At 68.7% G+C, this 13,891-nt stretch carries 15 protein-coding genes; all 15 read left to right on the top strand.

Features of this window, described 5'->3' with window-relative positions:
- The first annotated feature begins 13 nt into the window (after positions 1-13).
- The 15 genes from prmC (at position 14) to AB0L37_RS36240 (ending at position 13,749) form a co-directional block, all read left to right on the top strand.
- The gene (gene prmC, locus AB0L37_RS36310; protein ID WP_365515695.1) at positions 14-859 is read left to right on the top strand and encodes a peptide chain release factor N(5)-glutamine methyltransferase; all 846 of its coding nucleotides are present in this window, start codon (positions 14-16) and stop codon (positions 857-859) included.
- Positions 860-903: 44 nt separating this feature from the next.
- Complete coding sequence (locus AB0L37_RS36305; protein ID WP_365515692.1) at positions 904-1,551, top strand: L-threonylcarbamoyladenylate synthase; 648 nt, start codon at positions 904-906, stop codon at positions 1,549-1,551.
- Positions 1,552-1,589: 38 nt separating this feature from the next.
- Entirely contained in the window at positions 1,590-2,219 is a 630-nt protein-coding gene (locus tag AB0L37_RS36300) for a protein-tyrosine-phosphatase (RefSeq protein ID WP_365515777.1), read from the top strand.
- A 134-nt stretch (positions 2,220-2,353) separates the two neighbouring features.
- Positions 2,354-3,598: a serine hydroxymethyltransferase gene (gene glyA, locus AB0L37_RS36295; protein WP_365515689.1), complete on the top strand. Its 1,245-nt coding sequence runs from the start codon at positions 2,354-2,356 to the stop codon at positions 3,596-3,598.
- A gap of 168 nt (positions 3,599-3,766) precedes the next feature.
- Positions 3,767-5,086: an MraY family glycosyltransferase gene (locus AB0L37_RS36290; protein WP_365515687.1), complete on the top strand. Its 1,320-nt coding sequence runs from the start codon at positions 3,767-3,769 to the stop codon at positions 5,084-5,086.
- A 272-nt stretch (positions 5,087-5,358) separates the two neighbouring features.
- A complete protein-coding gene (locus tag AB0L37_RS36285; RefSeq protein WP_365515684.1) occupies positions 5,359-5,808 on the top strand; it encodes a hypothetical protein in 450 nt (149 codons plus the stop codon).
- 273 nt (positions 5,809-6,081) lie between these two features.
- Entirely contained in the window at positions 6,082-6,852 is a 771-nt protein-coding gene (gene atpB / locus AB0L37_RS36280) for a F0F1 ATP synthase subunit A (RefSeq protein ID WP_365515681.1), read from the top strand.
- 78 nt (positions 6,853-6,930) lie between these two features.
- Positions 6,931-7,173, top strand: a complete 243-nt coding sequence (atpE, locus tag AB0L37_RS36275; protein ID WP_255975775.1) for an ATP synthase F0 subunit C — start codon at positions 6,931-6,933, stop codon at positions 7,171-7,173.
- Positions 7,174-7,211: 38 nt separating this feature from the next.
- Positions 7,212-7,760 (top strand): F0F1 ATP synthase subunit B, encoded by a 549-nt coding sequence (locus AB0L37_RS36270; protein ID WP_338700574.1) that lies wholly within the window; start codon positions 7,212-7,214, stop codon positions 7,758-7,760.
- Positions 7,757-8,578, top strand: a complete 822-nt coding sequence (locus AB0L37_RS36265) for a F0F1 ATP synthase subunit delta (RefSeq protein WP_365515676.1) — start codon at positions 7,757-7,759, stop codon at positions 8,576-8,578. The genes AB0L37_RS36270 and AB0L37_RS36265 overlap by 4 nt, the downstream gene beginning before the upstream one ends.
- Positions 8,579-8,690: 112 nt before the next feature.
- Positions 8,691-10,283, top strand: a complete 1,593-nt coding sequence (atpA, locus tag AB0L37_RS36260; protein ID WP_365515673.1) for a F0F1 ATP synthase subunit alpha — start codon at positions 8,691-8,693, stop codon at positions 10,281-10,283.
- Positions 10,284-10,303: 20 nt separating this feature from the next.
- The gene (locus tag AB0L37_RS36255; protein WP_365515671.1) at positions 10,304-11,221 is read left to right on the top strand and encodes a F0F1 ATP synthase subunit gamma; all 918 of its coding nucleotides are present in this window, start codon (positions 10,304-10,306) and stop codon (positions 11,219-11,221) included.
- The gene (atpD, locus tag AB0L37_RS36250) at positions 11,221-12,657 is read left to right on the top strand and encodes a F0F1 ATP synthase subunit beta (protein WP_365515668.1); all 1,437 of its coding nucleotides are present in this window, start codon (positions 11,221-11,223) and stop codon (positions 12,655-12,657) included. The genes AB0L37_RS36255 and atpD overlap by 1 nt, the downstream gene beginning before the upstream one ends.
- Positions 12,658-12,771: 114 nt before the next feature.
- Positions 12,772-13,146, top strand: coding sequence for a F0F1 ATP synthase subunit epsilon (locus AB0L37_RS36245; RefSeq protein ID WP_365515665.1), 375 nt, complete (start codon positions 12,772-12,774; stop codon positions 13,144-13,146).
- A gap of 147 nt (positions 13,147-13,293) precedes the next feature.
- Positions 13,294-13,749: a DUF2550 domain-containing protein gene (locus AB0L37_RS36240; RefSeq protein WP_365515662.1), complete on the top strand. Its 456-nt coding sequence runs from the start codon at positions 13,294-13,296 to the stop codon at positions 13,747-13,749.
- Positions 13,750-13,891 lie beyond the last annotated feature (142 nt).

The raw sequence follows: 13,891 nt of genomic DNA, 5'->3' as shown, positions 1-13,891 counted from the left end.
CCGGAGGACCAGCGTGAACCTGCTGCTCGCGGAAGTGGCCCAGGCCACCCAGCGGCTGGCCGACGCCGGCGTGCCCTCGCCGCGCAACGACGCGGAGGAGCTCGCCGCGTTCGTGCACGGCGTCAAGCGGGGCGAGCTGCACACCGTCAAGGACGCGGACTTCGACGCCCGGTACTGGGAGGTGACCGCGCGCCGCGAGGCCCGCGAGCCGCTCCAGCACATCACCGGCCGCGCCTACTTCCGCTACCTGGAGCTCCAGGTCGGACCCGGTGTCTTCGTGCCGCGCCCGGAGACCGAGTCGGTCGTCGGCTGGGCCATAGACGCCGTGCGCGCGATGGACGTCGTCGAGCCGCTCATCGTCGACCTGTGCACCGGCTCCGGCGCCATCGCGCTCGCTCTCGCCCAGGAAGTCCCGCGCTCGCGTGTCCACGCCGTGGAGCTGTCCGAGGACGCCCTGAAGTGGACGCGCAAGAACGTCGAGGGGTCCAGGGTCGACCTGCGCCAGGGCGACGCCCTCGACGCCTTCCCCGACCTCGACGGCCAGGTCGACCTCGTCGTCTCCAACCCGCCGTACATCCCGCTCACCGAGTGGGAGTACGTGGCTCCCGAGGCCCGCGACTACGACCCGGACATGGCGCTGTTCTCCGGCGAGGACGGCCTCGACCTGATCCGCGGCATCGAGCGCACCGCCCACCGGCTGCTCCGTCCCGGCGGCGTCGTCGTCATCGAGCACGCCGACACCCAGGGCGGCCTGGTGCCGTGGATCTTCACCGAGGAGCGGGGCTGGGCCGACGCGGCCGACCACCCGGACCTCAACAACCGGCCGAGGTTCGCGACCGCCCGCAAGGCGATGCCGTGACCCACTTCTTCCACGTATACGTACCTGAGCAGGAGGCCCGCTAAATGGCACGGCGTTACGACACCAACGACGCGACCGACCGCGCAACCGGTCTGCGTGAAGCCGCGTCCGCCGTCCGCCGCGGCGAACTCGTCGTGCTGCCCACCGACACCGTCTACGGGATCGGCGCCGACGCGTTCACGCCCGAGGCGGTCGGTGACCTCCTGGAGGCCAAGGGCCGCGGCCGCAACATGCCCAGCCCCGTCCTGATCGGCTCGCCGAACACCCTGCACGGCCTCGTCACGGACTTCTCCGAGATGGCCTGGGAGCTCGTCGACGCGTTCTGGCCCGGCGCCCTGACGATCGTCGCCAAGCACCAGCCGTCCCTCCAGTGGGACCTGGGGGAGACCCGCGGCACCGTCGCCGTGCGCATGCCGCTGCACCCGGTCGCCATCGAGCTGCTCACCGAGGTCGGCCCGATGGCCGTGTCCTCCGCGAACCTGACCGGCCACGCCGCCCCCGAGGACTGCGACGCCGCGCAGGAGATGCTCGGCGACTCCGTCTCCGTGTACCTCGACGGCGGTCCCACCCCGGGCATCGTCCCGTCGTCCATCGTCGACGTGACGGGCAAGGTGCCGGTGCTGCTGCGCGCGGGCTCGCTCAGCGCCGAGGAGCTGCGCAAGGTGGTACCCGACCTCGAGGTGGCGAATTGACAGCCCCTGAGACGGGGCGTGGCATAGGCAACGAGGCCATCGAGTACGCGGAGCCCCTGGTGCTCCCCGGCGATTCCTTCCGCATCCTCCACGTCAGCACCGGCAACGTGTGCCGCTCGCCGATCACCGAGCGGCTGACCAGGCATGCCCTGGCGGACCGCCTCGGCGACCCGCTGGCCGGCGGCCTCGTCGTGGAGAGCGCGGGCACCTGGGGCCACGAGGGCGCCCCCATGGAGGCCAACGCGGAGCAGGTCCTGGCCGACTTCGGCGCCGACCCCTCCGGCTTCGTCGGGCGCGAGCTCCTCGACGACCACGTCATAAGGGCCGACCTGGTCCTGACCGCGACCCGGGACCACCGGGCGCAGGTCATCTCCATGGGCCACAGCGCGGGCCTGCGCACGTTCACCCTGAAGGAGTTCACGCGCCTCGTACGGGCCATAGACCCGGCGACCCTCCCGGACCCGCTGGAGGGCGGCGTGGTGGAGCGTGCGCGGGCCCTGGTGCGCGCCGCGGCGGCTCTACGCGGGTGGCTCCTGGCCCCGTCGGTGGAGGCGGACGAGGTGTACGACCCGTACGGCGCACCGCTGCCGTTCTTCCGCTCGGTGGGCTCCGAGATCAACGAGGCCCTCGACCCGGTCGTCGCGGCCCTGACGGGCGTCACCAAGTAGCCCCATCAAGCCCCTCCGGCGATTGAGGAGCGGGGCCCGGGGCGGAGCCCCGTGACAGCAACCTCAGGCGCCCCGAAGCTCCCGGACCTACATTGGAAGGCACCTACCTCCCACCGCGAGGCCCGGAGCCCAAGATGCCGGTCACCACAGCACCCGCACCCCTGGCGGAGCTACTGCGTCAGGACCCCGAACTGGCCGAGGTCATCCTCGGGGAGACGGCCCGCCAGGCCGACTCGCTCCAGCTGATCGCGGCCGAGAACTTCACGTCCCCCGCCGTCCTGGCCGCCCTCGGCTCCCCGCTGGCCAACAAGTACGCGGAGGGCTACCCCGGAGCCCGCCACCACGGCGGCTGCGAACTGGTCGACGTGGCCGAGCGCATCGCCGTGGACCGCGCGCAGGCCCTCTTCGGGGCCGAACACGTCAACGTCCAGGCGCACAGCGGCTCTTCGGCCGTCCTGGCGGCGTACGCGGTCCTCCTCAAGCCCGGCGACACCGTCCTCGCCATGGGCCTGCCGTCCGGCGGCCACCTCACGCACGGCTCCCCGGCGAACTTCTCGGGCCGCTGGTTCGACTTCGTGCCCTACGGCGTCGACCCGGAGAGCGGTCTCATCGACCACGACGAGGTCCTCGCCCTGGCCCGCGCGCACCGCCCCAAGGCGATCGTGTGCGGCTCGATCTCGTACCCCCGGCACATCGACTACGCGGCCTTCCGCGCCATCGCCGACGACGTGGGCGCGTACCTCATCGCGGACGCCGCGCACCCCATCGGGCTCGTCGCCGGGGGAGCGGCCCCGAACCCGGTCCCGTACGCGGACATCGTCTGCGCCACCACCCACAAGGTCCTGCGCGGCCCGCGCGGCGGCATGCTGCTGTGCTCCGCCGAGCTCGCGGACCGCGTCGACCGGGCGGTCTTCCCGTTCACGCAGGGCGGCGCGCAGATGCACACCATCGCCGCGAAGGCCGTCGCGTTCGGCGAGGCGGCGGCGCCCGCGTTCACCGCGTACGCCCATCAGGTGGTCGCCAACGCGCGCATGCTGGCCGGAACGCTCGCGGCGGAAGGCTTCGGCGTCACGACCGGCGGCACGGACACCCACCTCGTCACCGTCGACCCGGCGCCCCTCGGCGTACCCGGCCGAACGGCCCGCGGCCGGCTGGCCTCCGCCGGCATGGTCCTCGACACCTGCGCGCTTCCGTACGGGGACGAGCGCGGGCTGCGGCTGGGCACCGCCGCGATCACCACACAGGGCATGGGCGAGCCGGAGGCGGCCCGGATCGCGGTGCTCTTCTCGGGTGTCGTACGCGGCGATCTGGACCCGCGCGCGGCCCGCGAGGAGGTCAGTGATCTGGCCGGAAGATTTCCCCCGTACCCCGCCGGATAACGGGTAGGCGGCCCCCGGGGACCGGTCCGGAACACTCGCGGTACGTCACCACGGCGCAACCGGAACGTCACTCGTGCAACCATCGTCGCTACCCGGAAGTCCTCAACCTCAACCACGCGAAGCTAGGGTGTGGGGCTGAGATGGCCAGCGATACCTGTGGGGAAGCCCGTGCGTGAATATCTGCTGACGCTCTGCATCACGGCCGCGGTGACCTATCTGCTCACAGGCCCGGTGCGGAAGTTCGCGATCGTGGCCGGCGCCATGCCGGAAATCCGGGCACGTGACGTGCACCGGGAGCCCACACCGCGGCTCGGCGGTATCGCCATGTTCTTCGGCCTGTGCGCGGGTCTCCTGGTCGCCGACCACCTGGCCAACCTGGACCAGGTCTTCGAGTCGTCGAACGAGCCGCGCGCGCTGCTGTCCGGCGCCGCCCTGATCTGGCTGATCGGCGTCCTGGACGACAAGTTCGAGATCGACGCGCTCATCAAGCTCGGCGGCCAGATGATCGCCGCGGGCGTCATGGTCATGCAGGGCCTGACGATCCTCTGGCTGCCGGTACCGGGCGTGGGGACCGTGTCCCTGACCCAGTGGCAGGGCACGCTCCTGACCGTCGCCCTCGTCGTCATCACCATCAACGCCGTGAACTTCGTCGACGGTCTCGACGGTCTCGCGGCGGGCATGGTGTGCATCGCCGCCGCCGCGTTCTTCCTGTACGCGTACCGGATCTGGTACGGCTACGGCATCGAGGCCGCCGCCCCCGCGACGCTGTTCGCCGCGATCCTCATGGGCATGTGCCTGGGCTTCCTGCCGCACAACATGCACCCCGCGCGGATCTTCATGGGCGACTCGGGCTCGATGCTCATCGGTCTGGTCCTCGCGGCGGGCGCCATCTCCATGACGGGGCAGATCGACCCCGACGCCATGGCCCTCAACTTCGGCGGCTCGACCCGCGACACCACGCACGCGATGCTCCCGGTCTTCATCCCGCTGGTGATGCCGCTGACGATCATCGCGATCCCGTTCGCGGACCTCGTGCTCGCCATCGTGCGCCGCACCTGGAACGGCCAGTCGCCGTTCGCCGCCGACCGCGGGCACCTGCACCACCGGCTCCTGGAGATCGGCCACTCGCACTCCCGCGCGGTGCTGATCATGTACTTCTGGTCGGCGCTCATCGCCTTCGGCGCGGTCGCGTACTCGGTGCACTCGGCGTCGGGGATGTGGGTCGTGCTCACGATCGTCGCGCTCAGCTTCGTCGGTCTGGTGCTGCTCCTGCTGCCGCGCTTCACACCCCACGCGCCGCGCTGGGCCGAGCACTTGGTGCCGCCGCGCTACCGGCGCCGCAAGGCTGGGGCCGAGGAGTCGCACGAGGCCGGGGAGGCCGTCGACGAACCGGACCGCACGCCGATCCCCGCAGGAGTCAACGGAGCGACGGCAATTGGCGCCCGATCTCGCTTCACGGATCGGCGTAAGGCCGGATCGTCACGTTGACTCGGGTCCGCACCGCGGGTTGAAATGGCTCCAATACCAGACAAGTTGACCCCGTGGACGCACAGACGCGCAGGTTCCCTCTCACGTGTGACGGTTGGCACACCATCTAGGTAAAGACCGCATCAAATAGTTTGTGATACCGTTCACGAGACCCGGGGATAGAGCCGAAGGACCGTAGTGCGACGGTCTATTGGCCCGAAGTTCCCTCTCGGCCCCGGACTACGCTCGTCCATGACGACACCCTGCCCCCATCAAAAAGCGGAGCTGCCGCCATGCCGTCCAACGACGCACGGACCCTTCTTCAGGCCCTCGTACCCACCGCCATCGCCGGCGTGATTGCCGCGGTGATCAGTGGTGTGGTTGCGGGTGGCAAGGGGGCCGTCGGTGCGGTCGTCGGGACGCTGCTGGTCATCGCTTTCATGGGACTTGGGCAGTTCGTCCTTTATCGGACGGCAAAATCGCTTCCGCAGCTCTTCCAGGCGATGGGCATGATGCTCTACGTCGCCCAGCTGCTGCTGCTCCTCATCTTCGTGGCTGTCTTCAAGAACACCACGCTGTTCAACCCCCGGGCCTTCGCCGCCACCCTCGTGGCCACGACCGTCGTGTGGATGGGCTTCCAGGCCCGCGCGCACCTCAAGGCGAAGGTCTTCTACGTCGATCCCGATTCGGCGACCGCCTCCACCACCAGCGAGAACCCCGAGAAGACCGGGTCTTCGTCGTGAGGGGTAGGGGCGGGATAAAGGGGCGATCGGGATACTGCTATCGTCCGGTGCCAACTGCGGCATCGCTGGCGCGGGCATCTGAGCTGACGCCTGCACGATCGCGAGGCTCATTGCCTGCCCGCCGCCCCCACACCCGAAACACCAGACCGGTGCCGATCCGCGGCTGCGCGCCGCACCGACACAACGAGGTTGCCGTACTTATGCGTCACGCCGAAGGAGCCCGCGGTGAGTGCTGACACGACCCAGCTCGCGTTTGACTGGAGCTGTCGGATCATGTCCGACAACGGGTGTGGCTTCCCGGCGCCGGGCCTGCACTCCTTCCTGTTCCAGCCGATCTTCACCATCGGCGGGTTCGAGTTCAACAAGGTGATGCTGCTCGCCCTGCTGACCTCGCTCGTGGTCGTGAGCTTCTTCTACGCCGCGTTCGGTCGCGCGAAGGTCGTCCCGGGCAAGACCCAGATGATCGCCGAGGCCGGCTACGACTTCGTGCGCCGCAGCATCGTCTACGAGACGCTCGGCAAGCGCGAGGGCGAGAAGTACGTCCCGCTGATGGTCTCGCTGTTCTTCTTCGTCTGGATCATGAACGTCTGGTCCGTGATCCCGCTGGCGCAGTTCCCGGTCGCCTCGGTCATCGCCTACCCGGCGGTCCTCGCGATCATCGTCTACGTGCTGTGGGTCTCGCTGACCTTCAAGCGCCACGGTTTCGTGGGCGGTTGGAAGAACATCGTCGGTTACGACCCGTCGCTCGGCCCGATCAAGTGGCTGGTCTCGTTCATCGAGTTCTTCTCGAACCTGCTGGTGCGCCCGTTCACGCACGCGGTGCGACTCTTCGCCAACATGTTCGCCGGTCACCTCATGCTGGTCATGTTCACGGTCGCCTCCTGGTACCTGCTGAACAGCTACATGATCCCGGCCGCGGGCGTCTCGTTCGTCATGACCGTCGTCATGATCCTCTTCGAGCTTTTCGTGCAGGCCGTCCAGGCGTACGTCTTCGTGCTCCTCGCCTGCTCGTACATCCAGGGCGCGCTCGCCGAGCACCACTGAGCCAGCCCGCTCCGCTTCACCCCCGATTCGTCCGGTGGCCAACCCCCACCGGCCCTTGAAAGAGAAGGAAGAACCGGCATGTCCGCTCTCCAGACCCTCGCCGCCGAAGGCCTCCACGGCTCCACTGGTTCGATCGGTTACGGCCTTGCCGCCATCGGCCCCGGCATCGGCGTCGGCATCGTGTTCGGTAAGGGCACCGAGGCTCTCGCCCGTCAGCCCGAAGCCGCTGGTCTGATCCGCGCCAACCAGATCCTTGGTTTCGCCTTCTGTGAGGCGCTCGCCCTCATCGGCATCGTTATGCCGTTCGTGTTCGGTAAGTAATCACCTCTTACTGACACGATTCGACGAAAGGCACTGATGTGATCGCCAACCTGGTTGCACTCGCGGCCGAGGAGGAGCAGAACCCGCTCATCCCGCCCGGCCCCGAGCTGCTCGTCGGCACCCTTGCCTTCGCCATCGTCTTCTTCTTCTTCGCCAAGAAGCTTCTTCCGCGTATCAACAAGACGCTGGAAGAGCGCCGCGAGCTGATCGAAGGCGGTATCGAGAAGGCCGAGGCCGCTCAGACCGAGGCACAGAGCGTTCTTGAGCAGTACAAGGCTCAGCTCGCCGAGGCCCGGCACGAGGCCGCGCGGCTGCGCCAGGAGGCGCAGGAGCAGGGCGCCACGCTCATCGCGGAGATGCGCGCGGAAGGCCAGCGGCAGCGTGAGGAGATCATCGCCGCCGGTCACGCCCAGATCGAGGCCGACCGCAAGGCCGCCTCTCAGGCGCTGCGCCAGGACGTCGGCCAGCTGGCCACCGACCTGGCCGGCAAGCTGGTCGGCGAGTCCCTCGACGACTACGCCCGGCAGTCGCGCACCATCGACCGCTTCCTCGACGAGCTCGAGGAGAAGGCCGAGGCTGCTCGATGACCGCCCACGGAGCGAGCCGCGAGGCCCTCGCCGCCGCGCGTGAGCGTCTGGACGCGCTGACCGACTCCACGTCGGTCGACGCCGAGGCGCTCGCCGGCGACCTGGCCGCGGTGACCGCGCTGTTCGACCGCGAGGTGTCGCTGCGTCGGGTCCTGACCGACCCGGCGCAGGCCGGCGACGCCAAGGCCGAGCTTGCGAACCGCCTGCTCGGCGGTCAGGTCGGCGGCGAAGCCGTCGACCTGGTCTCCGGTCTGGTCCGCTCCCGCTGGTCGGCCTCGCGCGACCTGGTCGACTCCCTCGAGGAGCTGGCCAACACCGCGGACCTCACCGCGGCGCAGAAGAGCGGCGAGCTGGACGACGTCGAGGACGAGCTGTTCCGGTTCGACCGGATCGTCTCCTCCAGCGCCGAGCTGCGCGCTGCGCTGACCGACAAGGGTGCCTCGGCCTCGGCCAAGGGCTCCCTGGTCAAGGAGCTCCTGGGTGGCCGGGCCAAGCCCACCACCGAGCGGCTCGTCGCGCGTCTTGTGACCGCGCCCCGGGGACGTAGCCTGGAAGCGGGACTCGAGTCCCTCTCCAAGCTCGCCGCCGAGCGCAGGCAGCGCATGGTGGCGACCGTCACCACCGCGGTGCCGCTGACCGACACGCAGAAGCAGCGCCTGGGTGCGTCCCTGGCGAAGCTCTACGGGCGTCAGATGCACCTGAACCTGGACGTGGACCCCGAGGTCCTCGGCGGGATCAAGGTGCAGGTGGGCGACGAGGTCATCAACGGCTCCATCGCGGACCGCATCGAGGACGCCAGCCGCCGTATGGCCGGCTGACACCTCAACCACGTACGACTACGGCCCTAGTTGGGCCGTGCAGAGGATTCCTGGGGGCTGACCCCAGACCCCAAGAACACTTCGGGCCCAACAAGGAGAGCAGGGAACCCAGATGGCGGAGCTCACGATCCGGCCGGAGGAGATCCGGGACGCGCTGGAGAACTTTGTCCAGGCGTACAAGCCGGACGCGGCCTCGCGCGAGGAGGTCGGTACGGTCACCCTTGCCGGCGACGGCATCGCGAAGGTCGAGGGTCTTCCCTCGGCCATGGCCAACGAACTGCTGAAGTTCGAGGACGGCACCCTCGGCCTCGCGCTCAACCTCGAAGAGCGCGAGATCGGTGCCATCGTCCTCGGCGAGTTCAGTGGCATCGAGGAGGGTCAGCCGGTCACGCGTACCGGTGAGGTCCTCTCCGTCGGTGTCGGCGAGGGCTACCTCGGCCGCGTCGTCGACCCGCTCGGCAACCCGATCGACGGCCTCGGCGAGATCGAGACCAGCGGCCGACGCGCCCTTGAGCTGCAGGCCCCGGGCGTCATGGCCCGTAAGTCGGTGCACGAGCCGATGGAGACCGGCTACAAGGCCGTCGACGCGATGACCCCCGTCGGCCGTGGTCAGCGTCAGCTGATCATCGGTGACCGCCAGACCGGCAAGACCGCCCTGGCTGTCGACACGATCATCAACCAGCGTGACAACTGGCGCACCGGCGACCCGTCGAAGCAGGTCCGCTGCGTCTACGTCGCCATCGGTCAGAAGGGCTCCACCATCGCCTCCGTGCGTGGTGCGCTCGAAGAGGCCGGTGCCCTGGAGTACACGACCATCGTCGCCGCCCCGGCGTCCGACCCGGCCGGCTTCAAGTACCTGGCGCCGTACACCGGTTCGGCCATCGGCCAGCAGTGGATGTACGAGGGCAAGCACGTCCTCATCATCTTCGACGACCTCTCGAAGCAGGCCGACGCCTACCGCGCCGTGTCCCTGCTGCTCCGCCGCCCGCCGGGGCGCGAGGCCTACCCGGGTGACGTCTTCTACCTGCACTCGCGTCTGCTCGAGCGCTGCGCGAAGCTCTCGGACGAGCTCGGTGCCGGTTCGATGACGGGTCTGCCGATCGTCGAGACCAAGGCGAACGACGTGTCGGCGTTCATCCCGACCAACGTCATCTCCATCACCGACGGTCAGTGCTTCCTCGAGTCCGACCTGTTCAACGCCGGTCAGCGCCCCGCGCTGAACGTCGGTATCTCGGTCTCCCGCGTGGGTGGTTCCGCCCAGCACAAGGCCATGAAGCAGGTCTCCGGCCGTCTCCGTCTCGACCTGGCCCAGTACCGCGAGCTGGAGGCGTTCGCCGCCTTCGGTTCCGACCTGGACGCCGCGTCGAAGGCGCAGCTGGAGCGCGGTCAGCGTCTGGTCGAGCTGCTCAAGCAGGCTCAGTACCAGCCGATGCCGACCGAGGACCAGGTCGTCTCCGTGTGGGCCGGCACCACCGGCAAGATGGACGACGTGCCGGTCGCCGACATCCGCCGCTTCGAGAAGGAGCTCCTCGAGCACCTGCACCGCAAGGAGCAGGGCCTGATGACCTCCATCAAGGAGGGCGGCAAGATGTCCGACGACACGCTCACCGCCGTCGCCGACGCCATCGCGGAGTTCAAGAAGCAGTTCGAGACCTCGGACGGGAAGCTTCTCGGCGAGGACGCTCCGGCCGCCGCCGGTAAGTGACGACGGAAGGGACCTGACTCATGGGAGCCCAGCTCCGGGTCTACAAGCGTCGCATCCGATCCGTCACCGCGACCAAGAAGATCACCAAGGCGATGGAGATGATCGCCGCCTCGCGCGTCGTCAAGGCGCAGCGCAAGGTGGCGGCCTCCGCGCCGTACGCGACCGAGCTCACGCGCGCGGTCACGGCGGTGGGGACCGGGTCGAACACGAAGCACCCGCTGACGACCGAGGCCGAGACGGCGACCCGTTCCGCGGTTCTGCTCCTCACGAGCGACCGCGGTCTGGCCGGCGCCTTCAACTCGAACGCGATCAAGGCCGCCGAGCAGCTCACCGAGCGGCTCGTGGCCGAGGGCAAGGAGGTCGACACGTACATCGTCGGCCGCCGTGGTCTGGCTCACTACAACTTCCGCGAGCGCAAGGTCGTGGAGTCGTGGTCGGGCTTCACCGACGAGCCCACGTACGCGGACGCCAAGAAGGTCGCGGGCCCGCTGATCGAGGCCATCGAGAAGGAGACGGCGGAGGGCGGCGTGGATGAACTCCACATCGTCTACACCGAGTTCGTCTCGATGATGACGCAGTCGGCGGTCGACAGCCGGCTGCTGCCGCTCAGCCTCGAAGAGGTGGCGGAGGAGTCGTCGTCCAAGGACGAGATCCTTCCGCTGTACGACTTCGAGCCGTCGGCGGAGGACGTCCTCGACGCCCTTCTGCCGCGCTACGTCGAGAGCCGTATCTACAACGCGATGCTCCAGTCGGCTGCCTCCAAGCACGCCGCCACGCGCCGCGCGATGAAGTCGGCGACCGACAACGCGGGAGAGCTCATCAACACGCTCTCCCGACTTGCCAACGCGGCCCGCCAGGCCGAAATCACCCAGGAAATCAGCGAGATCGTCGGTGGCGCCAGCGCCCTGGCCGACGCGAACGCGGGGAGTGACAAGTAATGACGACCACTGTTGAGACCGCGACGGCCACGGGCCGCGTCGCCCGGGTCATCGGCCCGGTCGTCGACGTGGAGTTCCCCGTCGACGCGATGCCGGAGATCTACAACGCTCTGCACGTCGAGGTCAGCGACCCGGCCGAGGACGGCAAGAAGAAGACCCTGACGCTCGAGGTCGCTCAGCACCTCGGTGACGGCCTGGTCCGTGCCATCTCGATGCAGCCGACCGACGGTCTGGTCCGCCAGGCCCCGGTGACCGACACGGGTACCTCCATCACCGTGCCGGTCGGCGACTTCACCAAGGGCAAGGTGTTCAACACCCTCGGCGAGGTCCTGAACGTCGACGAGAAGTACGAGGGCGAGCGCTGGGGCATCCACCGCAAGGCCCCGAACTTCGACGAGCTCGAGTCGAAGACCGAGATGTTCGAGACCGGCATCAAGGTCGTCGACCTTCTCACCCCGTACGTCAAGGGTGGAAAGATCGGCCTGTTCGGCGGTGCCGGCGTCGGCAAGACGGTGCTCATCCAGGAGATGATCTACCGCGTCGCCAACAACCACGACGGTGTCTCCGTGTTCGCCGGTGTCGGTGAGCGCACCCGTGAGGGCAACGACCTCATCGAGGAAATGGCCGACTCGGGCGTCATCGACAAGACCGCGCTTGTCTTCGGTCAGATGGACGAGCCGCCGGGCACCCGTCTGCGCGTGGCCCTCGCGGGCCTGACCATGGCGGAGTACTTCCGCGATGTGCAGAAGCAGGACGTGCTGTTCTTCATCGACAACATCTTCCGCTTCACGCAGGCCGGTTCCGAGGTCTCCACGCTGCTCGGCCGTATGCCGTCCGCCGTGGGTTACCAGCCGAACCTGGCCGACGAGATGGGTCTCCTCCAGGAGCGCATCACGTCGACCCGTGGTCACTCGATCACGTCCATGCAGGCCATTTACGTGCCCGCGGACGACCTGACCGACCCGGCCCCGGCGACGACCTTCGCCCACCTCGACGCGACGACGGTTCTGTCCCGTCCGATCTCCGAGAAGGGCATCTACCCGGCCGTGGACCCGCTGGACTCCACGTCCCGCATCCTGGACCCCCGCTACATCGCGGCGGACCACTACAACACGGCCATGCGTGTCAAGACGGTCCTCCAGAAGTACAAGGACCTTCAGGACATCATCGCGATCCTCGGTATCGACGAGCTCGGCGAGGAGGACAAGCTCACTGTCCACCGCGCCCGTCGTGTGGAGCGCTTCCTGTCCCAGAACACCCACGTCGCCAAGCAGTTCACCGGCGTCGACGGTTCGGACGTGCCGCTGGACGAGTCGATCGTGGCGTTCAACGCGATCATCGACGGCGAGTACGACCACTTCCCGGAGCAGGCGTTCTTCCTCTGCGGTGGCATTGAGGACCTCAAGGCCAACGCCAAGGAGCTCGGCGTCTCCTGAAGTCGTTGACTTCATGACGGGGGGCGGGTGTCCCGCCCCCCGTCGTACGCCCACTAGACTTTGACCCAACACCCGGCAGCGGATGCCGCCGGGTGGTGACCCGAGGAGCCCACCTTGGCTGCTGAGCTGCACGTCGAGCTCGTCGCCGCGGACCGCAGTGTCTGGTCCGGCGAGGCCACCCTGGTCGTCGCGCGCACCACGTCCGGCGACATCGGCGTCATGCCCGGTCACCAGCCGCTGCTCGGTGTGCTGGAGTCGGGCCCGGTGACGATCCGTACGAGCGACGGTGACACGATCGTGGCGGCTGTCCACGGCGGTTTCATCTCGTTCGCGGACAACAAGCTGTCGCTGCTGGCCGAGATCGCCGAGCTGTCGGACGAGATCGACGTCCAGCGTGCGGAGCGGGCGCTGGACCGTGCCAAGTCGGACGCCGACGCGTCCGCCGAGCGGCGCGCCGATGTCCGTCTGCGTGCGGTGGCGGCTCGCTGACCCCAGCGAGCCCTATGACGTACCTCAGCCGCGGCCCAGGCCGGAGATGACCTCCGGACCGGGTCGCGGCTGAGGCGATCTACAACTGTTTTTGCTGTTCCGTTATCAGGCGTTTGAATCCGTCGCGAAGCGAGGAGGTCGGTGCAGATGGTCCTCGTTCTCGTGCTGTGCGTAGTCGCGGTCGTCGTACTCGTACTGCTGGGGCTGTTCGTCTTCGGTCTCCGGCGCCGGCTGATCCAGCGCTCGGGCGGCACGTTCGACTGCTCGCTGCGGTGGGACGCGCCCGGGCCGGACGACGACGACACCTCCGGCAAGGGCTGGGGCTACGGCATCGCCCGCTACAACGGCGACCGCATCGAGTGGTTCCGCGTCTTCTCGTACGCGCCCCGGCCGCGGCGGGTCCTGGAACGGGCGGCGATCGAGGTCACCGGGCGCCGTGCGCCCGAGGGCGAGGAGGAGCTCGCGCTCCTGTCGGACGCGATCGTCCTTGCCTGTACGCATCGGGGCTCGCGGCTCGAACTGGCCATGAGCGAGGACGCGTTGACGGGGTTCCTGGCCTGGCTGGAGGCGGCGCCTCCTGGCCAGCGGGTGAATGTGGCTTGACGGTCGGCTGCGGGTGCGTGGGGGCTGGTCGCGCAGTTCCCCGCGCCCCTGAAATGCCTGCGCTGCGCGCGCATTTCCCCGATAAAGGCTGAGCGGCGAAGCCGCTCGCCTTCAGGGGCCGCCTCGCCTTCGACGTGGCGCT

Source organism: Streptomyces sp. NPDC052225, assembly GCF_040679615.1.
Classification (GTDB): domain Bacteria; phylum Actinomycetota; class Actinomycetes; order Streptomycetales; family Streptomycetaceae; genus Streptomyces.
Note: the sequence above shows the minus strand (reverse complement) of the source record. Positions and strands in the feature narration are given on the sequence as shown.